Source organism: Agreia sp. Leaf244 (genome assembly GCF_001422695.1).
In the GTDB taxonomy this organism is placed as follows: domain Bacteria; phylum Actinomycetota; class Actinomycetes; order Actinomycetales; family Microbacteriaceae; genus Agreia.
The window spans coordinates 405,422-427,810 of record NZ_LMLX01000004.1; the positions used below are offsets into that span (position 1 = coordinate 405,422).

Below are 22,389 nucleotides of genomic sequence, written 5' to 3' on the forward strand. Positions count from 1 at the left end.
AAGTCCTCCCGCGTGTCCCTTCCCGATCTCTCCGCCGAGCAGAGGCGCGTCTTCGACCTCATCGAGTCGACGAAGAAGCACGTGTTCGTCACGGGCCGGGCGGGAACGGGAAAGTCGACGCTGCTCAACCACCTGAGCTGGAATACGGAGAAGCAGCTCGTGATCTCGGCACCCACGGGCGTCGCGGCGTTGAATGTCGGCGGGCAGACCATCCACTCACTCTTCCGACTGCCGATCGGGGTCATCGCCGACTCCGACATCGAGCAGAACGGCGATGTGCGCAAGATGCTCAATACCATCGACACCCTGGTCATCGACGAGGTCTCGATGGTCAACGCCGACCTCATGGATGCGATCGACCGCTCCCTGCGCAAGGCTCGGCACAAGCCGACGGTGCCCTTCGGCGGGGTTCAGGTCGTTCTGTTCGGAGACCCTTATCAGCTGGCCCCCGTTCCGGGCGACTCCGACGAGCGGGCCTACTTCACCGACCACTACCGTTCGATGTGGTTCTTCGACGCGAAGGTGTGGAGCGAGGTGTCGCTCACCGTGGTCGAGCTCACCGAGATCCACCGGCAGCACGACGACGACTTCAAGTTCATGCTGAACGCCGTGCGGCACGGGCAGGTCACGAAAGAGATTGCGGATGCGCTCAACGGCGCCGGCGCCCGAACTCCTCCCAGCGATGGCACGATCACCCTGGCCACCCGCAACGACGCCGTCAACCGCATCAACGCCGAGGCGCTCAAGCGGCTGCCGGGCACGGTGCGCACGGCGAACGCCGAGGTCTCGGGCGATTTCGGCGGTCGCAACTTTCCCGCAGAAGAGGCGCTCGAGCTCAAGGTGGGGGCGCAGGTCATGTTCCTGCGCAACGACTCGGAGCAGCGGTGGGTGAACGGTTCGGTCGGGGTGGTCTCGAAGATCAGCAAGGCCGGCTCGATCTGGGTCGAGATCGACGGCGAGGTGCACGAGGTCGACCCCGTGAGCTGGGAGAAGCACCGGTACTCGTACTCGGCCGACGACAAGAAGCTCACCAAGAATGTGATCGGCGAGTTCACCCAGTTCCCCCTGCGCCTCGCGTGGGCCGTCACCATCCACAAGAGCCAGGGCAAGACCTACGACCAGGCGATCGTCGATCTCGGCCAGCGCGTGTTCAGCGCGGGGCAGACCTACGTGGCCCTGTCGCGGCTCACCTCGCTCGAGGGGCTCTACCTCACCAGGCCGCTGCGCCCGGCCGACATCTCCGTCGACCCCGCAGTGCGACGCTTCATGTCACGGGGACAGTAGCCCCCGGTCTCGATGCGGTATCCGCGCCCGTACGGCGCATCCGCCCCCGATCGACCGGGCGCGGATGCGCCGAGGGGGCGCGTTTGCGGGCGGCGAGCTAGCGGATGGCGGCGACGATCACGTTGGCGAGGTCGCGCGGGCGCGAGAACTGGGGCCAGTGGCCGGTGGGCAGCTCCACGATTCCCACCTCGTGGATGCGCGGCAGCTCCGCGAAGTAGGGCACTCCTGCGCCCATGCCGCGGCGCATCTCCTCGGCACTGTACGTGCACGTGATCACGGTGACGGGCACCTCGTAGCGTGCCTCGTTCGTCAGCACCTGGGGGTCGCGGGCGACTCGGGTCGGCGTGGGAACCGCGCGGGCGCGGAAGTTCTCGAGGTCGGCCTCGTCGAGTCCGGTGAGCTCGAGGTCGTCGAAGAAGTCCCAGGCGGGCAGGGGGAGTTCGCCGTCGACCTCGGGGATGTTGGCGTTGACCTCCATGCCGTCGGGCGTGGGGCCGCTGTCGACGTAGACGGCGTGCCGGATGCGGTCGGGGTGTCGATCGACCACGGCGTGGATCACCGAGCCGCCTCCGCTGTGACCCACAAGGACGATGTCGCCGTCGAGGTCGGCGATGTACTCCTCGACGAAGCGGATGTGGTCGTCGAGGGTGATGCCTTGCCGGTCGGCTTCGAGCGACTCCATGCCGGGCAGGCTGAGCGGGTGCGGCGTGTGACCGGCCGCTTCGACGGCCGCGGTCACGGGTGCCCACGACCACGCGCCGAGCCAGAATCCGGGAACGAGAACAATGTGCATGCGGGCCACGATACGCCGAACCACCGTTCCCTGAGCTTGTCGAAGGGAGCTTGTCGAAGCGCGCCCCTTCGACAGGCTCAGGGAACGGAGGGAGTGTGCTCGAGGTTCCCTTCGACAGGCTCGGGAACGGGTCGGGCTCAGCGCAGCTGGGTCAGCGCGCGCACGGCCTCCGCTGCGGCGCTCGCGGCGGCCTCGACGTCGGCGGCGCTCGTCGCCGTCGAGAGGCTGAAGCGAACGGCGGTCTGCGCATCCACGGGGTCGACGCCCAACGCCAGCAGCACCGGCGACGGCTCGTCGCTGCCGGCCGCGCAGGCCGAGCCGCTCGACGACACGACACCGCGCTCCTCGAGTCCGAGCAGCACGCCCTCGCCGCTGGTTCCGGGGAACAGGAACGACGCGATCGACGGCAGCCGGTGCTCGCGCGATCCCGTGAGCCTCGCGATCGGCACGGCCGCCTCGACCCGCGCGATCAGGTCGTCGCGCAGCGCGGCCACCCGGCCGGATGCCTCGGCGCGGCCCGCCGACGACAGTCGCGCCGCAGCGGCGAGACCGACGGCGGCGGCCACGTTCTCGGTGCCCGAGCGGCGCCCGCGCTCCTGACCGCCACCGTGGAGCAGGGGCTCGATCACCAGCCGAGAGCGGGCGGCCAGCGCTCCGACACCCTTCGGCGCGCCCAGCTTGTGACCGGATATCGACACGGCGTCGGCACCGAGCGCATCCAGGCTCACGTCGAGCCAACCGGCGGCCTGCACAGCGTCGACGTGCAGCACGGATCCGGCGGCGTGCACGAGCTCGCCGATCTCCGCGGTGTCTTGAACGGTGCCGATCTCGTTGTTCGCCGCCATCACGCTGACCAGCGTCGTGTCGCTGCGCACCTGCCCTGCGAGGGCGTCGAGATCGACCCGGCCCACGGCATCCACCGGCACGGTCGACACCTCGAAGCCGTGCACCCGACGCAGGAAGTCGATCGACTCGAGCGTGGCCTCGTGCTCGATCGGAGTCGTCACGATGTGCCGGCCTCGAGGCTGGCCGAGCGCGATGCCCTTGATGGCGAGGTTGATGGCCTCGGTGCCGCCTGAGGTGAAGGTGACCTCGGCGGGCCGGGCGCCGAACCACTCGGCGAGCTGCGCGCGCGCCGAGGCGAGGGAGCGGGCCGCCGCGTCGCCCAGCGCATGGTGGCTCGACGGATTGCCGAAGTCGCCGGTGAGGAACGGCCACATCGCCTCGAGCACCTCGCGCCGCACGGGAGTGGTGGCCGCGTTGTCGAGGTAGATCACGGGCGCGACCTGACGAGTGTTGCCCGGGGCGACGGATGTTGCCGGGCGACCGGGCGCATCCGTCGCGCCGGGCAACAGGCGCGGGGGAGGCTCATACCTCGACCTGGAGATCGAGGCCGAGGTCGAGGGCTCGGGCGCTGTGGGTGAGCGCTCCCACCGAGATGATGTCGACTCCGGTCTCGGCGATGGCGCGCACCGTGTCGAGGTTCACCCCGCCACTGGCCTCGATCAGCGCGCGACCCGCGACGATCGCGACGCCCCGACGCAGCTCGTCGAGCGAGAAGTTGTCGAGCATGATCGTGTCGACGCCGCCCGCGAGCACGGGCTCGATCTGGTTGATGCGGTCGACCTCGACCTCGAGGTGGGTGGTGTGCGAGATGCGGGCCCGGGCGCGCAATATCGCCTCGGTGAGCGAGATTCCGGATGCCGTGAGCACGGCCAGGTGGTTGTCCTTTGCGAGCACGGCGTCGCTCAGCGAGAAGCGGTGGTTGCCGCCCCCGCCGCTTCGAACGGCGTGCCGTTCGAGGGCGCGCAGGCCCGGGGTGGTCTTGCGGGTGTCGACGATGCGCGCCCCCGTTCCCTCGACCGCGGCCACGTAGCTCGCGGTGGCGGTGGCGATGCCGCTCATGCGCTGAACCAGGTTGAGTGCGACCCGCTCGCCGAGCAGCACGCCGGCTGCGGGACCCGTGACCGTGGCAAGCACTTCGCCCGGAACGAAGAGGTCTCCGTCGTTCAACTCGAGCGTCGTCACGGTGGCGGGGTGCGCGGCCGACATGGCGCGCGCGAAGACCTCGCCTCCCGAGAGGATGCCGGGCTCCCGGGCAACCAGCCGGGCCGTGGCCGTGGCGCCCTCGGGCAGGAACGCGTCGGATGTCGCGTCGCCCCAGGGAGCGTCTTCGGCGAGGGCGGCGGTGACGACCCGGTCGATCGCCTGCGGGGTGAGAAGCATGGTCAGAGTCCCTGTGTCTGGAGCGTGCGGGCCGCCTCGCGCGTGGCGATGGCGTCGGTCTGCGGATGGTCGGTTCGAGAGTGCGCGCCCCGCGATTCGCGCCGCGCCTGGGCGGCGGCGGCGAGGGCGCGGGCCACCGTGAGCAGGTTGTCGGTCTCGATGCGCTCGCGGTCGGCCGTGCGGCTGTCGTCACGGGCTCCGGATGCCTCGGCCCAGACCCGCAGGCGGGCTGCGGCCGTGGCGAGGCCGACACCCGAGCGCGTCAGCCCTGCGTAGTGCCACATGGCCTCCTGCAGCTCGGAACGGTCGACACCCGTTCCCTGAGCCTGTCGAAGGGGGTCGTCCATCCCTTCGACAGCCTCAGGGAGCGGAGTTCTGGAGAGGTCGTCCATCCCTTCGACAAGCTCAGGGAACGGGTCGGCCGACAGCGCCGCCGCCACGCGTCGACCGAAGACCGCGCCCTCGAGCAGGCTGTTCGAGGCGAGGCGGTTGGCCCCGTGAACTCCTGTGCAGGCCGCCTCGCCCACGGCGAAGAGTCCCTCGTGCGAGGTCCTCCCGACGAGATCGGTCGCGATGCCGCCCATGTAGTAGTGCGCTGCCGGCACCACGGGAACAAGCCCGTCGGCCAGGTCGAACCCCGCCGCCGCGCACGCCGTCATGATCGTGGGAAAGCGGGTCGCGACGGTCTCGCGGTCGATCCCCCGGGCATCCAGATTCACGGGCACGCCGTTCTGCTTTGCCATCTCGGCGGCAATCGCGCGCGCGACGACATCGCGCGGGGCGAGCTCGGCGTCGGGGTGCACTCCGACCATGAATCGTTCGCCGCGCTCATTGCGCAGCACGGCGCCCTCGCCCCTCACGGCCTCGGAGACGAGGAAGTTGCCGGGTGCCGCGAGCGTCGTGGGATGGAACTGGTAGAACTCCAGGTCTGCGGTGGCGACTCCCGCCCTCAGCGCTGCGGCGAGGCCGTCGCCCGTCGCGATCGCAGGATTCGTGGTGTGCGAGTAGAGCTGCCCGGCCCCGCCGGTGGCGAGTACGACCGCGTCGGCGAGCAGCACTTCGCGTTCGCCGTCGCCCCGCAGTACCTCGATGCCGACGACGCGGCTCGACGACCCGTCGGCATCCGCACCCCTTGGGTTCATCGGCGTCTGGTCGGCCGGCAGCGGATGCGCCGAACGGGCGCGGATGCCGGACGCGTCGGCTAGCACGAGGTCGGTGAGCATGGTGTGCTCGCGGATGGCGACGCCGCTCGCTCGCACGGCCGTGACCAGTGCGGCCTCGATCGCCGCGCCCGTGGCGTCTCCACCCGCGTGCAGCACTCGAGGCCGTGAGTGGGCGGCCTCGAGCGCGCGATCGGGCTCGGAACTTCCCGGCCGGTGATCGAACAGCACGCCCCAGGCGATCAGGCTCCGGATGGCCGCCGCTCCCTCGTCGGCCAGCACGCGCGCGGCCGTCTCGTCGGTCAGCCCCGCTCCCGCACGGATGGTGTCCTGCGCGTGCAGGATGGCGCTGTCGTCGAGCGCGGTCGCCGCCGCGATGCCGCCCTGCGCGTAGCGGGTGTTGCTCTCGGCGAGCGCGCCCTTGGTCACCACGGTGACGTCGTGCGCGTGCAGCTGCGACGCATGCAGCGCAGTGGTCAGCCCGGCGATGCCGCTGCCCACGATCAGGATGCGGGCCATGTCAGTTCACGGCCTGCGGGGCGGGGGCCGACACGGGCGGCCGGGCCGCGAGCATCCGTTCGAGGGCGACCGTCGAGTCGGCGATCACATCGTCGGCGACCTGGATGCGGTTGAGCACCACCCCGTCGACGAGACCCTCGAGCACCCAGGCCAGGTAGCCGGGGTGGATGCGGTACATCGTGGAGCAGGGGCAGATGACGTCGTCGAGGCAGAAGATGGTGTGCTGCGGGTACTCGGCGGCGAGGCGGTTCACGAGGTTGATCTCGGTTCCGATGGCGAAGGTCGAGCCGGCCGGCGCGGCCTGGATCGCCTTGACGATGAAGTCGGTCGAGCCCGCGGAATCGGCGGCATCGACGACTGCCATAGGGCACTCGGGGTGCACGATCACCTGAACACCCGGGTACTCGGCGCGGGCCTTGGCGATCTGCGCTGGGGTGAAGCGCTTGTGCACCGAGCAGAACCCGTGCCAGAGCACGACCTTCGCGTCGACGAGGTCGTCGGCCGAGTTGCCGCCGAGCGGCTTGCGCGGGTTCCACATGGGCATGAGTTCCACCGGGATTCCCATGGCCTTCGCCGTGTTGCGGCCGAGGTGCTGGTCGGGAAAGAAGAGCACCCGCTGCCCGCGCTCGAAGGCCCACTCGAGCACCGTCGCCGCGTTCGACGACGTGCACACGATGCCGCCGTTGCGGCCGCAGAACGCCTTGAGCGCGGCCGAGCTGTTCATGTACGTGACCGGAATCACGGGAACCCGGCCATCGGCATCCGGCGCCGTGCCGTAGATCTCTGTGAGCTGGGCCCATGCGTCTTCAACCGAATCGATGTCGGCCATGTCGGCCATCGAGCATCCGGCGGCGAGGTTCGGCAGGATGACCGCCTGCGACGGCTGCGACAGGATGTCGGCCGTCTCGGCCATGAAGTGCACGCCGCAGAAGACGATGGCCTCGGCGTCGGGCTTGGCCTTGGCCGCGTTCGCGAGCTGGAACGAGTCGCCCACGAAGTCCGCATACTGCACGACCTCGTCGCGCTGGTAGAAGTGGCCCAGCACGAGGACCCGCTCGCCAAGCGTCGCCTTCGCGGCCCGGATGCGCGCATCCAGCTCGTCGGCGCTCGCCGTGGTGTATTCGGCGGGCAGGCGACCCTGCACCGGCGACCCGGTGGGAATGACGTCGGTCATGGATGCGCCGGGGCCGTAGTTCGGCAGGCCCGCGTCGAAGGTCCACGGCTCGAGTGCGAGGTCGGGGGTGCAGGTGCTGCCGGCGGCCGCGCCTTCTGCCTGTTCGCGGGTGAGCAGCTGGATGGTGGTGTCGACGGATGTCATGGTGGTCTTCTTCGTTTGCTGAGCCTGTCGAAGCGGGTAGACCGTTCCCTTCGACAGGCTCAGGGAACGGGCGGTTTCTCTATCGGAGGGGGCCGCGGTCGGCGAGGTCGATCGACCCGTCGTAGCGGTAGAGGCGCGCGGGGCGATGCCGGGCGCCGGTGACGAAGTCGCCCGTGGGGACGACGGTCTTGCTGGACTCGATCATGCGCCGGAAGTTCGCGGGGTCGAGGGGCTTCTGCCTGACGGCCTCGTGCACTTCGCGCAGCTGGGCAAGGGTGAACGTGTCGCCGAGAAAGGCGTGCGCGATGCGGGAGTACTCCATCTTGGTGCGCAGCCGCCAGAGCGCGTAGTCGACGATCAGGTTGTGATCGAAGGCGAGCTCGGGCAGCTCATCGGTCGAGAGCCAGGTCACGTTCTCGCCCACGGTGGCCCGGGCCGCCTCGTCGCTTTCGACGAGGGCCCAGTACACGATCGAGACGACTCGCGGACCGGGGGAGCGACCGACGTCGCCGAAGGCGTAGAGCTGTTCGAGGTACTTGGGCGTGAGGGCGGTGGTCTCGACCAGGTGGTTTCGGGCCGCCGCCTCGAGGTCGTCGTCGATGCGAAGCGGGCCACCGGGGAGTGCCCATCTGCCCTCGTGGGGCTCGCGAATGCGACGGACGACGGGTATCCACACCGTGCTGACGCCGGTGGTCGGATCGCTGCGCAGGGCGAAGATCACGGTGGATACCGCGATGCTCGCCTGCTGCTGGCTCATGGCCGTGCCGATCGTGTCTGGACTTAAGGTATCGATGACTCTAAGTGCTGGAATCAGCTTAGTGTCATGATGACCCGAACGCAAACACGCCGAAAAAAGTCCGTTCCCTGAGCTTGTCGAAGGGGATGCCCTTCGACAAGCTCAGGGAACGGACTCGGGGTACGGCCTCAGTGAGATGTCAGGAGGTCGGATCCGCGTCGGCCTCGTAGTGCCGGCGCAGCAGCTCCTGTTCGGCCGGACTCAACGCTTCTCCGATCGAGAACCGCGGCGAGTCCTTGAGCTGGTCCTTCGAATACGGCAGGCGCAGGTGCTCCCTGTCCCACTCCGCGCGGTCCAGCGGAACGAACGCGTCGGAGCCGGAGAACAGGCCCGGATTCACGGTCGCCCACTGGGGCCGCCCGGTCTCGGCGTCGACCAGCACCTGCGTGACGGTTCCGACTTTCTGCCCGTCGGGGCCGGTGGCCGGCGCGCCGACGATGCCTCCGATGTCGCGTGAATCGATCATGGGTGTCTCCTCGGGCTCGTTCAGTGGGTGTTCGGGTGCTCAGCGGGGCGGGTCAGCGGCCGAGGCCGGCGCGGTCGACCTTGCGGTGGAAACGCATTCCGCCGAGGCCGCCCAGGATGGCGCCGATCAGGCTGATGACGGCCACGGCGATGGCGGTGATCACGCTGGCCGTGGTGAGGTCACCCTCGTCGATCGGAATCCGCGGGAAGCTGTTGAGGTTGCCCAGCACGTTGTACTGGCTGCCGGCGATCGCGGTGATGATGGCGACGACGATGGCGATGACGACCGCCCACAGCCAGACGAAGACACCCTGCTTCATGCCGTTGAAGCGGGCCATGCGGCCGGCCACGTATCCGCCGCAGTAGTAGGCGACGAAGATCACGACGAGCAGCGCGATGGCTCCCGCGATCCCCACGGTGTCGGCGTTGGCGACGCCCTGGTCGGCGGCCTCATCCGCGTCGCCGGTGATTCCCAGTCCAATGGCGGCACCGGTGGCGGCGACCAAAGCGGTGAGGATCACGGCGGTGCCCGTCGCAGTCAGCCATCCGAAGAATGCCGAGCCGACCTTCACGCCCCCGAACTCCTCCTTCTCGCGCTCGAGGACCTCCTGCCGCAGGGATGCCTGGGGCGCGGCGGGCACGGCGGCGCCCGGTTCGAGCCCGCTCGTGGTCGTCGCGCCCTCGGGCGTCGAGCCGGTGGTCGCGGATGCGCGCGGCTGCGCAGGTGGCGGCGTTGCGGGCGCGGGGGTGGTGGAGCGTACCTCGGGATCGTTGGTCCCGTCGTAGCCGCCCTGGGGCGGGACGCTGGAGTTCTGGGGGTGCTCGCGGTCGCTCATGATGTGCCTTCGCCTCGTTCGCGACGCCTCCGTGCTCCGCGTTGGCGCGGTCACTCCTGGACGCCGCTTACACGGACAGTACGCGCTCCACGCCCGCGTGATGATGGGCTTGACACCGTCCCTGACGCGCAGGGGCCGACCGGACGTGCTGGCTACCGCTGCTGGCTACGCGACGGCGGAGGCTTTCGCGTTCGCCAGGTCGACGAACAGCTCGGTGTTGAAGCGGTAGGCCACGAGAACCTCGTCGATTACACGATCGCGCTCGGCATCGTCCCAACCGGTGGCGTCGAGCTGGGCGCGGTATGTCTCCTTGAACTCCTTCGGCTTCGCGATGTCGCCGAACAGGTAGAAGCCCACGCCGTTGGTCTCGAATCCGAACTGGCGCTGCATCAGTGTGCGGATGATCTGGCCGCCCGACAGGTCGCCGAGGTAGCGCGTGTAGTGGTGGGCGATGAAGCCCCCGTTCCAGGTCGCCGCGACCTCGTTGATGCGTGCCACGTAGCGCGCCGTCGTCGGCAGAGGAACGATCTGCTCGCGCCAGTCTTCGCCGATCAAGAAACGGAGGTCTTCTTCGATGGCCGGAAGCCGGGTGAGCTTGGAGGTGATGAAGGGCGCCGCGACCGGGTCGTTCTTCATGCGGTCGGCGGCGGCCTCGATGGCCTCGTAGATGAAGAAGTGCTGTGCGACGAGCGCGATGTAGTCGTCGCGAGTGCCCTTGCCGCTCATGAGGTCGCCCATGAAGCTCGCGCCTTCGCTCTCGCTGTGGCTGGTCCAGGTGCGCTCGCGCAGGGCCTGCGAGAAGGGAATGACGTTGGTCACGATGACGACTCCAAAAAATGAGGGGTTCTCTAACCGTGAGGTTAGCCTGCCCTTACTTTATAGGAGGAGCCGTGCTACGGCTAGTGCGGGCGCGGCTCGATGCCCAGCTTGACGCAGGCGGCGTCGTAGAGCGCGACGACCTCGCGGCGAACCTCGGCACGCTCGGTGATCGGACCGGCCGGCCAGGCGATGCGCACCTCGCTCGTGGCTCCGTCGACGGTCGCATCCCACGTCGCGACCGATCCGTCGAAGCCCGTCATCACCGCGGAGCGTGCCGCCGGGTTCGCGAACGCCCGCACGATGAGGAGGTTGTCGTCGGTGTGATCGCCGTTCATGTGGTTCAGGATGGCGGACACGACGTCGGGGCTGAAGGTGCTCATCCATCGAGCGTATACGTCGGACGCAGGTCGGCACGAAGTCGTCGACGAGTGGCGCAAATGACTTGGTGCGGTCGCTCGGTCGCTCCGTAAACTCGGCCCATGCCTATCGTTCCCGAGACCAAGAGCTGGATCTGGGTGCTCGAAAAGCCGTGCCCCGAGTGCGGTTTCGACGCATCCACCACCGACGCCCGGGAGGTCGCCGACCTCACCCGCCTCAACGCCTCCGCCTGGCCTGTCGTGCTGCAGCGAGCCGATGTGAGAGAGCGACCGGATGACGACACGTGGTCGCCGCTCGAGTACGCGGCGCACGTGCGCGACGTGTTCACGACCATGCGGGGCCGCCTCGAGCTGATGCTGGCCGAGAACGACCCGCTGTTCGCCAACTGGGATCAGGATGCGACCGCCGTCGAGGAGCGTTACAACGAGCAGGACCCGGCGGCCGTCTCGGCGCAGCTGGTCGAGGCCGGCCACGCGATCGCCGACGCCTTCGATGCCGTGCCGCCGGATGCCTGGGGTCGGTCGGGCAGGCGGGGCGACGGTGCGAGTTTCTCGGTGGAAACGCTGGCGCAGTACTTCATCCACGATCCGGTGCATCACCTGCACGACGTGCGCGGCTGACCTCGGTCGCGCCGTTCCCTGAGCTTTGCCTGCGGGCCGCCTACGAGACCACCAGGGCTCAGTCGAGCAGCTGGCCCTGCATGAAGTACGTCGATCGGGCGAAGGCCAGCGCGGCGGCGTTCTTGTCGAGTGCGGCGGGGATGGTCGCATTCGCGAAATAGGTCGACGTGCCGATGTAGTTGTGCCGGGTCACGGGGGTGCCGACCTCTTTGAGCCGGCTGACGAACAGGTCGGCGGTGAGCCCGGAGCCCCAGTCGTCGTATTCGGAGAAGTGCAGGGCGACGGGACAGGGAACGATGCCGCCCTCGCTCTCGGCCAGTCCGGCGTAGTACGCCACGACTGCGTCGACGGCACCCTCCTGGGCGCTGCGCAGGGCAAGCCAACCGCCCACTCCCATACCGATGATCCCCACGCGTGCCGCACCCGAACTGCGACCCAGCGCGATCGCATCCGCAAGGGTCGCGATGGCGAAGCCCTCGTCGAGTCGCGATCGAAGCAGGGCGACGCCTTCGGGGTCTACGGCGGCCACGCCGTTGAAGAGGTCGGGAACCACGACGAAGAATCCCTGCTTCGACAGGGCGGTGGCGTAGGCCTCCAGGTAGGGGAGGCGACCGTAGTCGTCGTGCACGAGCACGACCGCCGGCTGGCCCTCGGTGCCGAACACCAGCGGCCATCCGGGCGAGGGGATATCGACGAGCTCTGTCACGTGGAGTCCTCCTTCGGCCGCTGTCGAAGTCTATCGAGCGCCGTTCCCCAACCCTGCGCTGATTGAGTGGCCGCGCGAGGAACGAGCTGGCGTATCGATTGCTCCCTGCGAGATGTCACACACGGCGGATTCTCGCGGCTCCGAGCAGCCATCTGCGCCACCTGACTGCAGGCACCTCGAGCCTCGCGGCAATGAGATGTCACACATGGTGGGTTTCCTGCGAGCGAAGCCGCCATGTGCGCCACCTCAGTACCGCGCAGCACTTTCGCGCTGAAGGGGAGCACCGCGTGACAGGATGAAGCATGCCCGTCGTCGAGTCCCGCTGCGTCGTTCCGGTCGATGTCGAGACGGCATTCGCGATCTCCCAGACGACCGGCGAGATTCGAAAGCGGTGGGATCCGTTCATCAGAAGGCAGTACTTCATGCACGGCGCGACATCGCCGGCCAAAGGGGTGCACACCTATACCGTGCAGCGCTTCGGCTTCCGGATGGAGAGCGAGTACGTGTCGTACAAGCCGCCCTCGAACGTCGGCATGAAGATGACGAAGGGCTCGTGGTTCTTCGAGAGGCTGGGCGGCGGCTGGCGATTCAACGCCGCCGATGACCGGCCCGGTCACACGCTCGCCGTCTGGCGCTACAACTTCTCGTGCAAGCCGAAGTGGCTCGCGCCGATCGCGGAACGCATCGGCGCAGTGGTTCTTCAGCACGATATCGACCGACGCATCCGCGGTTTCGCGAGGGGATGCGAAGACCCGATCGTGCTGGCCGCGGTGTCCGATCCCCGACCCTGACGTCAGCGATCATCGACCTCGAGGATCATCGACCTCTCCGGGCGCGGACACGCCCGTACCGGGCACCACACGGGGGTGGCGGTGCCCGGCACGGGTCTGTTCGGACGTGATCGTCAGATACGAGCGCCCTTCTTGCGCGAGGTGATCATCAGAGCAAGTCCGGCCAGCAGCAGGAGCGCGATGGCTCCCGCGATCGGTGCCGCCGAGACGCCGGTGAGGGCGAGGCCCGAGGCGTCTGTTCCGGCGGTGTAGCCCGAAGCCGAGGAGCCCCCGGCGGTGACGCTACCGGTGGTCACCACGGTGGTGGTGGTCGGCGTGCCCGGGGTGACCGGGTCGGTCGGGTCCGTGGGGTCCGTCGGGTCCGTGGGATCGGTCGGGTCCGTGGGGTCCGTCGGGTCCGTCGGATCGGTGGGGTCCGTGGGGTCCGTCGGGTCAGTGGGGTCCGTGGGATCGGTCGGGTCGGTCGGGGTGACCGTCGGGTCGCCGATCACGGTGATGGCGTTGCCGCCCAGGTCGATCGGAAGGCTGATCACCGGAATGATCTGGGTCCCTCCTCCGATGCTGCCCTCGCCGTCGGTCGTGTTCTCCGTCGATCCGCCGGTGGTTCCGCCGGTGACGGTCGATCCCGATGTCGTCGGGTCGCCGATCACGGTGATGGCGTTGCCGCCTGCGGTGATGGGGGCTCCGATGACGGGAACGATCTGGGTTCCGCCGAGGACTCCGTCTTCACCCGAGGTGGATGCGCCGGTGCCGGTCGTGCCGGTTCCGGTTCCGCCGGTGGTTCCGCCGGTGNGAACGATCTGGGTTCCGCCGAGGACTCCGTCTTCACCCGAGGTGGATGCGCCGGTGCCGGTCGTGCCGGTTCCGGTTCCGCCGGTGGTTCCGCCGGTGACGGTCGATCCCGATGTCGTCGGGTCGCCGATCACGGTGATGGCGTTACCGCCTGCGGTGATGGGGGCTCCGATGACGGGAACGATCTGGGTTCCGCCGAGGACTCCGTCTTCACCCGAGGTGGATGCGCCGGTGCCGGTCGTGCCGGTTCCGGTTCCGCCGGTGGTTCCGCCGGTGANACCGCCTGCGGTGATGGGGGCTCCGATGACGGGAACGATCTGGGTTCCGCCGAGGACTCCGTCTTCACCCGAGGTGGATGCGCCGGTGCCGGTCGTGCCGGTTCCGGTTCCGCCGGTGGTTCCGCCGGTGGTGCTGGAGTCGGTGGACTCGGCGTCGCCGATCACCGTGATGGCGTTGCCGCCAACCGTGACGGGGGCTCCGATGTCGCCCACGACCTGCGTTCCGCCGAGCACCGCGTCGGTGCCATCGGTCGTTGCGCCGGTGCCGGTTGTTCCGGTTCCGCCGGTSGTKCCGCCGGTGGTGCCCGAATCGGTGGACTCCGCGTCGCCGATCACCGTGATCGCGTTACCGCCAGCGTCGACGGGCGCTCCGACGACGGGCACGATCTGCGTTCCGCCGAGGACTCCGTCCTCACCCGAGGTGGACGCGCCGGTGCCGGCAGGGGTGCCGGACGGCTCGGACGATTCGCCCGTCGTGCTCGTGCTGCCCGAGCTGCTCGAGTCGCCGATCACCGTGATGGCGTTGCCGCCGACGGTGATCGGGATGTCGACGTCGACCAGTCCCTGCGTTCCGCCGAGAAGCGAATCGCTCCCGGTGGTGGTGGCCACAGGGGCGGCCTCCGCCGGGGCCTCCGGTGCAGGTGCGGACTCTGTGGCGCCCGACTGCTCCGAGTCGCCGACAACGCTGATCGCATTGCCCGACACGTCGATCGGAACGTCGATGTCGACGATGGCCTGCGTGCCGGATGCGACGCCGTCGTCGCCGGAGGTCGTCGCCTCAGCGACGGGTTCCGGTGCCGGCTCGGCGGCCGGCTCGGCGGCCGGTGCCGACTCGGCGGCCGGTGCCGGCTCGGCGGCGGGAGCCGCCTCGGGTGCCGTGGTCGTCGCATCCCCGAGGATGCTGATCGCGTTGCCCGAGAGGTCGACCGGAACCTCGAGACCGATCACGGCCTGGGTTCCCGACACCAGGCCGTCTTCGCCTGATGTGGTGTCCGCAGCGTTGGCTGCGGCGACGCCGAGGCACGAGAGGCCTCCGACGAAGAGGGTGAAGTACAGCCCTCTCTGAATGAATTTCTTCATGATGGTTCAACTCCAAGAAAGATTGTTGTGACTGATGAGCTCCAGCCGCGCGACCGCGCGGGGGAGGTGGTTCGCATCGTCTGCCCCTGAACTCCAGGCAGGTGCGAACTCAGTCAGTCAGGAGTCGAACCGAGGTCGAATGTCGGCGAAGCAGGAAGAGCGTCGTCGGATTCGAGCGCGCGCAGCGTGATTGCGGCATGCGCGAAGAGTGAGCCTGAGAGCGCGTCGAGCGAGGCGACCCCGCCGGAACCGGCCCCGCCGCCCGTTCCCGCGCCGCCACTGCCAGACGGAGTGGGCAAGACCACGGGAGAACCCTCAGGATGCCCGGCGGGCGCAGGGGCACCCGGCACCGGAGGCGTTGAAGAGCTGGCGGAACCGGCCTGTCCCGGGGCGGGGAGACCAGAAGAAGAAACGGATGCGGCAGAGGCGCCCGCAGTCGCCGGCAGGGCACCGCCTGACAACCCCTCGAGGGAGGCAACCACAGAACCCGATGCCTGGAGGACATCGCTTGTGCCGGCGGGAGAAACGGCCGAGGAACCGGGAAGATCCAGGCCCGGGATCGACGGGATGATTCCGCCGGGGCCGGTCGGTCCGGATGCTCCGGGGAGCGCGGGTGCGACCGTCACGACGGTCGTCGTCACCTGCCCGACAGTGGAGTCGGCGAGCTCGACGACCGGCGCCGTGACGCTTGCCGTCGGTGTGGATCCGAGGATGTCTCCGACGACCGGAACGGCCGCAACGACAGGGTCCACCACGTCGGTGACGGGCTGCACGATCTCGGCCACGGGCGCGTCGGGCACCGCCTCGACGACGGGAACGACGACCTGGTCGACGACGGGTTCCACCACCGGCTGCACGACTTCTGCAACGGGTTCGGGCACCATGGTGGTGACGTCTTCGACCACGGGAACAGCGGTGTCGACGACAGAGTCGACGATCTGGGAGACCGGCTGGGTCACGCCGGAAACGACGCCTCCGACGCCGCCGAGGAGGCCATCGTCTGCATGCGCCGAGGTCGGCGAGAGCAGAATTCCCCCGACGACGAAGCCGGCTCCGACGAGCCCTCCGAGCAAAAGAAGCCGCAGTCGACTGACGGGTCGGTGCTCTTCGATGGCATCCACGTCAATCACCCCCAACGGCTGATTACCCCCAAACCTAGGCACGTCGCATTCGCCGGGTAAAGGAGCTCGAATATTTCGGGACGAAGCGACAACGTGATGATTCGACTCGTTTTCGGCCGCTGCTTATGATGCAGCCTGCACCGGTAAAACGCTTCAATCCCCGAATCTGCTGGGCCTTCCCTGAACGCCGACTCTTTATCTCGAGACAGGAACTATCTCGTGGAGTTTTTTCAGTTCAGCGGGCGCGAATGACCGGCCACTAGCCTGTCGTCATGCCGAAGAAGCCGCCCTCCGTCGATGCCGCGCTCGACCTGCGCGCCCATCCTCTGCGCGCTCAGATCGATCGCCTGCGCGACATCACCCGCGCGATCGACCCCGCGATCGTCGAGGAATGGAAGTGGAACGCTCCGAGCTATCGAGTCGCGAGCGACTACCTGTACACCTTCATGCTGCGTCCCGACGACTACCTGCACCTCGTCTTCCATCACCCGGATGCGCCGTCGATCGACAGTGAGCTGCTCGAGGGCGATTACGCCGACGGCCGCCGCATGGTCTACCTGCGCGGCGCCGACGACGTCACAGCGAAGCTGCCCGAACTCACGCGCGTGCTGAACGAACTGGTGCGGCGCTCGCAGTGAGGCAGGCCTCGTCGTGTCCTCATGCCTCGCGGCTCCGGATGCGCGTGGCCGGGTCGGCGCACCACTCCAGCAGCGACGGCCACTCTCCGTAGCCGGAGTCCGGCGTGAAGTGGCCCTGGCCCGGCAGAACGATGGTCGGAAGCGAGAGCGGACGGCCGAACGAGGACTCGGCGCCGTCGGGATTGAACGGGTCGTCGTCGCTCGCCACAAGGGTCGTGCGCCCGGCATCGATCGGTGACACGGCGAGGGGCAGCGCGGCGAAGGCCGCGATCTCGGCGAAACCCGCGGCCACCTCGACCGAGGGCGGGGCCACCAGAAGCACCCTCGAGATCTCGACGGGCGAATCCGGCCTCGCCCCCAGCCACAGCAGAACCGACAGGCTGTGTGCGATCACGACCACGTCGTCGACTCGGTCGGTGTCGTGCAGCCGACCCAGCGCATCCAGAACCGACGCCGACCATTCGGAGACGAAGGGGGAGTGCGGCGAGGGCAGCTGCGGGTACTCCACCAGCACGCCGCGGTCGCGCAGGGCGCGCGCGGTTAGGTGCTGCCAGTGCTCGGGCGGTCGCTCGTTCTGCCAGCCGTGCAGGAGGAGGAACCCGGAGTGCCGTGCGGTCATGCAGACGATTCTGGTGCCGCCCCGAACTGCAGTACAGCGAAACATGCGGTCGTTTCTGCCGATGAGCTATCGATTACCGCCAGCGCATCCCGATAGCCTCGAAGCATGCCTTCAGCCACTCCCTTCTCTCGTCCCATCCGCACCGGAGTCATCGGATTCGGACTCTCCGGTCGGGTGTTCCACGCGCCCTTCCTCGCCACGAATCCCGACTTCGAGGTGTCGGTGATCGTCACGGCGAACGCCGAGCGTGCCGCTGAAGCCGCCCGCCTGCATCCGTCAGCCGTCATCGTCGACAGCGTCGACGAACTGTTCGAGCGCGCGACGCGGGGGCAACTCGACCTCGTGGTGATCGGCTCGCCGTCGGGCACGCACGCCGCACTGGCCGACAGGGCGTTGGATGCGGGGGTCGCCGTCGTGGTCGACAAGCCGTTCGCCGTCACCAGCGCCGAGGGCCTGGCGCTCATCGAGAAGGCCGAGCGGCTCGGCCTGCCGTTCACGGTCTTTCAGAACCGCCGGTGGGACGGCGACTTCCTGACCCTGGCCTCGTTGCTCGAGGCCGGCCAGCTCGGTGAGGTGCGACGCTTCGAGTCGCGCTTCGAATGGTGGAAGCCGGTGCAGGCGAAGTCGTGGAAGGCGGAGGCCACCGCCTCGGAAGGCGGCGGCATTCTCTACGACCTGGGCGTGCACTTGCTCGACCAGGCCCTGCAGCTCTTCGGAGACGTCGAGGAGATTCACGCCGAAGTGATCACCCGCCGAGAAGACGGCGTGGCCGACGACGACACCACGGTTCTGCTGAGGCACTCATCGGGCGTGCGCACCCAGCTCTGGATGAACGGCATGGCTGCGCAGGTCGGCCCCCGTTTCCACGTGCTCGGCTCGACCTCGGCCTACACGAGCTGGGGGCTCGACCCTCAGGAGCCGCAGCTGCGCGACGGCGCGCTGCCCACCGACGACGGCTTCGGTGTCTACGGCGAAGACCGCTGGGGTCTTCTCGGTGTCGACGGCGACGTGGTCGCCCTGCCCACCCAGGCGGGCAAGTACTCCACCTTCTACGAGCTGCTCGCCGAGGCGCTGCTGCGCGGCGGCCCCCTGCCCGTCGACCCGCGCGAGTCGCTGCGGTCTCTCGAGATCATCGAGCAGATCCACAGCGCCGCGGGCTCGTACGACGCATAGGCGACGGCCGCCGCGAGCGTTCGCTTCTACTGCCCGCGGCCGGTGACCTTCTGCAGCCGGTCGATGTGCTCGGATGCCTCGGCCTTCGTGAGCGTGGCCGGAAGCTCCTCGCCGGCCTCGCGAGCTAGCGTGTCGAGGTAGCTCTTCTGCGGGCCGGTCATCGGCTCGTCGCCGGTGACCCAGTCTTCGGGATCTTTGGCGGCAGACGAGGTGTCGCCGTCTGGGCGTGGAGCGCCCAGCGTCTCTTCTTCATCGATAGCGGAGTCTGAGGCTGCGGAGTCGTTCTGGGTGACCGACGGTGTCGCCGGTTCGACCGACGCGTCGCTGTTCTGGATGTCTGACATGCCTCCCACGCTACGGCCGACGGCCGACACGACGGCGGGGGTGGCGCATCCGGTCTCTGCGGAGTAGCGGATTCGCGAGCGTCTCACCCCTGTTCGAGGGTCAGGAACAACAAGTAGTCTTGGGACCCATGTCCACCAATGAACTCGTCGACGTCGTGCCGCGCGCAGCCCTGCGCCGCAGCCCGCGCCAGGATCGCAGCACACAGCGCATCGAACTCATTCTCGATACGACTGCGGCTCTGATCGACGAGGTCGGCTACGGCAGCCTGTCGCCCACGCTCATCGCCAAGCGGGTCGGCATGTCCGGACCGGGCATCTACCGGTACTTCGACGGCATGCCCGCCATCGCGGCCGCGCTCGCGACGCGTAATCTCACCCGTCTGATGCAGACGTCGCAGGCGGCGCTCGAAAGCCGGGACGCCGAGTGGCAGGAGCTGCTCGGCCGGGTCATCATGGCCTACTGCGGGCTCTTCCGTACCGAGCCCGGCTTCCGCTGGCTGCGCCTCGGAGACGCGATCGACCGCAATCTGATCGACAACACCGACAGCAACCGCACCGTTCTCGCGCATCAGGTGGGTGAACTCTTCTTCGAGCGCTTCGAAGTGTCGCGCGACCGACCCGATCTGCTCAAGCACGTCGAGGTCGTGGTCGAGATCGTCGACACGCTCACCGCGAAGGCGTTCGAGACCGATCCATCGGGCGATCAGTTCTTCATCGACGAGTGCACGCGCATCGCCACCGAATACCTCGAGAAGTTCCTCGAGCGCACCCAGAGCTACGTCGTCGAGTAGCCGGCGGGCCGCCGGCTCCCGACCGACCGCCGGCTCCCGAGCGACCGCCGGCCCCCGAGCGACCGCCTAGTCCGCTTCGGTCGACCCGGCCCCCGGTGAGCGCAGATCGAGGTCGTCGTCGCCGACGCCGTCTGTGGGCAGCTGCTCCTCGACGGTGCCGAACGAGTGCGAGACTGCCTCGGCGGCCGCGTTGCCCTCGGTCTCGACCCCGGGGATGATCTGCTCGCCCTTGTCGACCTCTTTCTCGTCGAATTCGCTCTGCTGGTCGCTCATGTTTCGTCCTCTCTCACTGCGTGGCCGGATGGCACGACAAGGCAAGCATGTCGGGCGGGAACGCGCCACCCCCTGACCATTCAGCATCGATCGCGCTTGACTGATGGCGAACACCGAAGCGAAGGAGCGACATGTCAGACAACATCCCCACCGAGGGCGAGAAGCTCGGAAAAGACGGCACCATCCCGAACTCCGACGACGGAATCGCGCTGGGACACGGCGAGGCGTCTCACTTCAACGTCGAAGAGGACGAGCACGCCGGCGACAGCGCGGAGAAGGACCTCGGCGACCCCGCGCAGAACTGACGGCGGGCCGAGGGCGGTCGGTCAGGCGGGCAGCAGAGTAAGCAGTCGATGCTGCTGCACCGCCTCGATCGACAGCACCTTGTAGCCCTCGTCGTCGAAGAACACGGTGATCCTGTCTTCTTCGACACGCATCACTACACCCTGGCCCCATTTCGCGTGGCGCACCCGGGTGTTGAGCGGATAGGCGCCCGCCCCGTCGCCGTCGTGCGGGGCCGTCGTGTGCTCGCGGGCGAACTCCTGCTGGGCGCTGCCCGAGGAGCAGGTGTCGCAGTTGCCGCAGGGGGCACCCAGGTTCTCGCCGAAGTATCCGAGCAGAAAGATACGTCGGCACTCGAGGGTCTCCGCGTAGCCCCGAACCATCTGCACGCGCGACTTCTCCACGCGGTGCAGGGCCGCCGCCTTCTCTGATGCGATGCGCGCCGCCACGGTCGGCGATCGTCGGCCGATCGTGCTGAGGCCCGAGGCCGTCGAGGTCACCAGCTCGGACTCCTCGAGAAGGTTGACGAGGGCTCGCGCTGACCGCGCAGAGACGTCGAGCGCGTCTGCCAGCTGCGACAGCGAGAGGCCCGGTGACGTCTTGATCGCGGCGAAGGCCAGCGAGATCGACTCGCGCGACGGAACGCCCGATGCGAAGAACGTGCGCAGTCCGAGGTCTTCGGCCCTGTAGTGCAGGGTCGCCAGGGCGACTGCGCCGTCTCGGCCGGCCCGCCCGACCTCCTGGTAGTAGCTGTCGATGGAGTCGGTGACCGCTTCATGCACCACGAACCGCACGTCGGGCTTGTCGATCCCCATGCCGAACGCACTCGTGCCCACGACGACATCGGTTCGGCCGTCGATGAATCGCTCGTGCACCTCCTCTCGGTGGGCGTCGGGAAGGCCCGCGTGATAGGCGGCTGCGGGGATGCCTCGGGCCTGCAGGGCGTCGGCGTATCGTTCCGCGTCGGCGCGGGTCGCGACGTACACGAGACCGGCACCGACAGCATCCACGACCTGCTGCACGACGGCCCGGCGCTTGTCGTCGTCGCTCTCGTGCCGCACCACCTCGAGCCTGATGTTCGGCCGGTCGAAGCCCCGCGCGAGCACGAGCGCGTCGCGCAGGCCGAGCCTGTCGACGATGTCGTCGCGCACCGGGCCGGAGCCGGTGGCGGTGAGCGCGACGACGGGAGGGTGGCCGAGCCGGTCGATCACCTCGCCGAGGCCAAGATAGTCGGGTCTGAAGTCGTGGCCCCACGCTGAGACGCAGTGCGCCTCGTCGACAGTGAAGAGCGAGACGCCACGGTCGATCAGTCGCGCGACGACGGACTCTTTCGCGAGCTGCTCCGGAGAGAGGAAGACGAAGCAGGGCTCGCCGCTCTCGACATCGGCCCAGGCCTGATGGTTCTCGCTATCGGACTGGGACGAGTTGATCGCGGCGGCGACGAGGCCGTGCTTCTCGCGCAGCGACCGCACCTGATCGTCTTGCAGGGCGATGAGAGGCGAGACCACGACGGTGACGCCACCACGAACCGTTCCCGCGAGCTGGTAGACGGCCGATTTGCCGTAGCCGGTGGGCATGACGGCGAGCACGTCTCTGCCGGAGACCGGGGCGCGCACCGCTTCGAGCTGGCCCTCGCGCAGGGTCGCCCAGCCGAACACGTCGCGTGCGGCCAGGGCGATGGCGGCATCGCTCGTCGCGTCGGCGGGCATCGCCTTGGCCTCGGTCATTGGTCTCTCCGGATGCCTGTGGCCGGCTCCCAGGCCCAGCGCGTGCCGGAGCTGTCGGTGAGCGAGTAGCCCGTGACCTTGTGGGTCTTGGCTTCGGTGATGGGGCTGTATTCCTGGGTGTCGGACGAGACCTCGGTCAGGAAGTCCCACGAGGTCTCGTTCGAGTGCATGAAGTAGCGGCCGGGAGGGAGCATCTGCACCGTGGCCGGCTTCGGTTTCGCGCGCGACACGATGCCGAGTTCGATGTTCCAGAGAACGCGATGCCCGCTGTTGCTGACGATGAGGCCCCAGTCCTTCTTGCCGGGCGCCCCGGGCCGGGGATGCGACGCCCACCACACCGAGAACGTCTCGACCTCCGCCCGGTCGTCTCTCTTCTGTTCGAGCCGGAACGCGCGCCAGGCCGGGTAGATGGCGAGGCCGGCAGCCACGAAGGCGAGGCTCGAGGCGACGGCCGCGATCCAGTCGGGAAGAGAGGTGAAGGAGTCGGTCACGACCTCGACGCTAGCGGCATCCTCCGAGCCTGCCCAGTGCGGGATGAAAACAGACAACTGTCGGTTTGC

General features: G+C 68.5%; 24 protein-coding genes and 1 pseudogene. 7 read left to right on the plus strand and 18 right to left on the minus strand.

The window, feature by feature from the left end; translation table 11 throughout:
* Nucleotides 1-12: 12 nt before the first annotated feature.
* Nucleotides 13-1,284, plus strand: coding sequence for an ATP-dependent DNA helicase (locus tag ASF06_RS14050; RefSeq protein ID WP_055948298.1), 1,272 nt, complete (start codon nt 13-15; stop codon nt 1,282-1,284).
* 97 nt (nt 1,285-1,381) lie between these two features.
* Here the strand turns inward: ASF06_RS14050 and ASF06_RS14055 are convergent, their stop codons facing one another.
* From ASF06_RS14055 to ASF06_RS14100, 10 genes are all read right to left on the minus strand, one after another.
* A complete protein-coding gene (locus tag ASF06_RS14055) occupies nt 1,382-2,077 on the minus strand; it encodes an alpha/beta fold hydrolase (RefSeq protein ID WP_055948584.1) in 696 nt (231 codons plus the stop codon).
* 137 nt (nt 2,078-2,214) lie between these two features.
* The gene (locus ASF06_RS14060; RefSeq protein WP_055948588.1) at nt 2,215-3,354 is read right to left on the minus strand and encodes a cysteine desulfurase family protein; all 1,140 of its coding nucleotides are present in this window, start codon (nt 3,352-3,354) and stop codon (nt 2,215-2,217) included.
* A 91-nt stretch (nt 3,355-3,445) separates the two neighbouring features.
* Nucleotides 3,446-4,303, minus strand: a complete 858-nt coding sequence (gene nadC / locus ASF06_RS14065; protein WP_055948301.1) for a carboxylating nicotinate-nucleotide diphosphorylase — start codon at nt 4,301-4,303, stop codon at nt 3,446-3,448.
* A gap of 2 nt (nt 4,304-4,305) precedes the next feature.
* On the minus strand, nt 4,306-5,982 hold the full coding sequence (gene nadB / locus ASF06_RS14070; RefSeq protein ID WP_055948303.1) for an L-aspartate oxidase: 1,677 nt from the start codon (nt 5,980-5,982) through the stop codon (nt 4,306-4,308).
* Nucleotide 5,983: 1 nt separating this feature from the next.
* On the minus strand, nt 5,984-7,300 hold the full coding sequence (gene nadA / locus ASF06_RS14075) for a quinolinate synthase NadA (RefSeq protein ID WP_055948306.1): 1,317 nt from the start codon (nt 7,298-7,300) through the stop codon (nt 5,984-5,986).
* A 79-nt stretch (nt 7,301-7,379) separates the two neighbouring features.
* Nucleotides 7,380-8,057, minus strand: coding sequence for an NUDIX hydrolase (locus tag ASF06_RS14080; protein ID WP_055948308.1), 678 nt, complete (start codon nt 8,055-8,057; stop codon nt 7,380-7,382).
* 178 nt (nt 8,058-8,235) lie between these two features.
* Nucleotides 8,236-8,562 carry a PRC-barrel domain-containing protein gene (locus tag ASF06_RS14085; protein ID WP_055948312.1) on the minus strand — a complete coding sequence of 109 codons (327 nt, stop codon included), beginning with the start codon at nt 8,560-8,562 and terminating at the stop codon, nt 8,236-8,238.
* 52 nt (nt 8,563-8,614) lie between these two features.
* Nucleotides 8,615-9,397, minus strand: a complete 783-nt coding sequence (locus ASF06_RS14090; protein ID WP_082500963.1) for a hypothetical protein — start codon at nt 9,395-9,397, stop codon at nt 8,615-8,617.
* A 165-nt stretch (nt 9,398-9,562) separates the two neighbouring features.
* Nucleotides 9,563-10,216, minus strand: a complete 654-nt coding sequence (locus ASF06_RS14095) for a biliverdin-producing heme oxygenase (RefSeq protein WP_055933388.1) — start codon at nt 10,214-10,216, stop codon at nt 9,563-9,565.
* Between the two features lie 80 nt (nt 10,217-10,296).
* The gene (locus ASF06_RS14100; RefSeq protein ID WP_055948315.1) at nt 10,297-10,596 is read right to left on the minus strand and encodes a DUF2470 domain-containing protein; all 300 of its coding nucleotides are present in this window, start codon (nt 10,594-10,596) and stop codon (nt 10,297-10,299) included.
* Nucleotides 10,597-10,695: 99 nt separating this feature from the next.
* Here ASF06_RS14100 and ASF06_RS14105 point away from each other — a divergent pair, with 99 nt between their 5' ends.
* Complete coding sequence (locus ASF06_RS14105; RefSeq protein ID WP_055948318.1) at nt 10,696-11,214, plus strand: DinB family protein; 519 nt, start codon at nt 10,696-10,698, stop codon at nt 11,212-11,214.
* 58 nt (nt 11,215-11,272) lie between these two features.
* Here the strand turns inward: ASF06_RS14105 and ASF06_RS14110 are convergent, their stop codons facing one another.
* Nucleotides 11,273-11,920 (minus strand): dienelactone hydrolase family protein, encoded by a 648-nt coding sequence (locus tag ASF06_RS14110; RefSeq protein ID WP_055948322.1) that lies wholly within the window; start codon nt 11,918-11,920, stop codon nt 11,273-11,275.
* A 302-nt stretch (nt 11,921-12,222) separates the two neighbouring features.
* Between ASF06_RS14110 and ASF06_RS14115 the strand changes: the two genes are divergently transcribed.
* A complete protein-coding gene (locus ASF06_RS14115; protein WP_055948325.1) occupies nt 12,223-12,711 on the plus strand; it encodes an SRPBCC family protein in 489 nt (162 codons plus the stop codon).
* A 1,070-nt stretch (nt 12,712-13,781) separates the two neighbouring features.
* On the opposite strand, the pseudogene ASF06_RS20120 reads toward ASF06_RS14115, so the two are convergent.
* Both ASF06_RS20120 and ASF06_RS14125 read right to left on the minus strand, forming a co-directional pair.
* A pseudogene (locus ASF06_RS20120) lies at nt 13,782-14,861 on the minus strand (chaplin family protein); the annotation flags it as partial.
* A 113-nt stretch (nt 14,862-14,974) separates the two neighbouring features.
* Nucleotides 14,975-15,982 (minus strand): hypothetical protein, encoded by a 1,008-nt coding sequence (locus tag ASF06_RS14125; RefSeq protein WP_157439218.1) that lies wholly within the window; start codon nt 15,980-15,982, stop codon nt 14,975-14,977.
* Between the two features lie 272 nt (nt 15,983-16,254).
* Here ASF06_RS14125 and ASF06_RS14130 point away from each other — a divergent pair, with 272 nt between their 5' ends.
* Nucleotides 16,255-16,620 carry a DUF1801 domain-containing protein gene (locus tag ASF06_RS14130; protein WP_055948337.1) on the plus strand — a complete coding sequence of 122 codons (366 nt, stop codon included), beginning with the start codon at nt 16,255-16,257 and terminating at the stop codon, nt 16,618-16,620.
* A 19-nt stretch (nt 16,621-16,639) separates the two neighbouring features.
* Here ASF06_RS14130 and ASF06_RS14135 read toward each other — a convergent pair whose 3' ends face one another.
* Nucleotides 16,640-17,239 (minus strand): RBBP9/YdeN family alpha/beta hydrolase, encoded by a 600-nt coding sequence (locus tag ASF06_RS14135; protein ID WP_055948340.1) that lies wholly within the window; start codon nt 17,237-17,239, stop codon nt 16,640-16,642.
* A 105-nt stretch (nt 17,240-17,344) separates the two neighbouring features.
* Between ASF06_RS14135 and ASF06_RS14140 the strand changes: the two genes are divergently transcribed.
* Entirely contained in the window at nt 17,345-18,412 is a 1,068-nt protein-coding gene (locus ASF06_RS14140) for a Gfo/Idh/MocA family protein (protein ID WP_055948343.1), read from the plus strand.
* Nucleotides 18,413-18,438: 26 nt separating this feature from the next.
* On the opposite strand, the gene ASF06_RS14145 is transcribed toward ASF06_RS14140, so the two are convergent.
* Entirely contained in the window at nt 18,439-18,756 is a 318-nt protein-coding gene (locus ASF06_RS14145; protein WP_055948591.1) for a DUF3072 domain-containing protein, read from the minus strand.
* 128 nt (nt 18,757-18,884) lie between these two features.
* Between ASF06_RS14145 and ASF06_RS14150 the strand changes: the two genes are divergently transcribed.
* Complete coding sequence (locus tag ASF06_RS14150) at nt 18,885-19,547, plus strand: TetR/AcrR family transcriptional regulator (RefSeq protein WP_055933427.1); 663 nt, start codon at nt 18,885-18,887, stop codon at nt 19,545-19,547.
* Nucleotides 19,548-19,613: 66 nt separating this feature from the next.
* Here ASF06_RS14150 and ASF06_RS14155 read toward each other — a convergent pair whose 3' ends face one another.
* Nucleotides 19,614-19,820, minus strand: coding sequence for a hypothetical protein (locus ASF06_RS14155; protein WP_055933430.1), 207 nt, complete (start codon nt 19,818-19,820; stop codon nt 19,614-19,616).
* A 131-nt stretch (nt 19,821-19,951) separates the two neighbouring features.
* Here ASF06_RS14155 and ASF06_RS19875 point away from each other — a divergent pair, with 131 nt between their 5' ends.
* Complete coding sequence (locus ASF06_RS19875) at nt 19,952-20,125, plus strand: hypothetical protein (RefSeq protein ID WP_200920379.1); 174 nt, start codon at nt 19,952-19,954, stop codon at nt 20,123-20,125.
* Between the two features lie 21 nt (nt 20,126-20,146).
* Here ASF06_RS19875 and ASF06_RS14160 read toward each other — a convergent pair whose 3' ends face one another.
* Both ASF06_RS14160 and ASF06_RS14165 read right to left on the minus strand, forming a co-directional pair.
* On the minus strand, nt 20,147-21,829 hold the full coding sequence (locus ASF06_RS14160) for a RecQ family ATP-dependent DNA helicase (RefSeq protein WP_055948346.1): 1,683 nt from the start codon (nt 21,827-21,829) through the stop codon (nt 20,147-20,149).
* The gene (locus ASF06_RS14165) at nt 21,826-22,320 is read right to left on the minus strand and encodes a hypothetical protein (RefSeq protein WP_055948352.1); all 495 of its coding nucleotides are present in this window, start codon (nt 22,318-22,320) and stop codon (nt 21,826-21,828) included. Before ASF06_RS14165 ends, ASF06_RS14160 begins: the two co-directional genes overlap by 4 nt.
* Nucleotides 22,321-22,389: the final 69 nt, after the last annotated feature.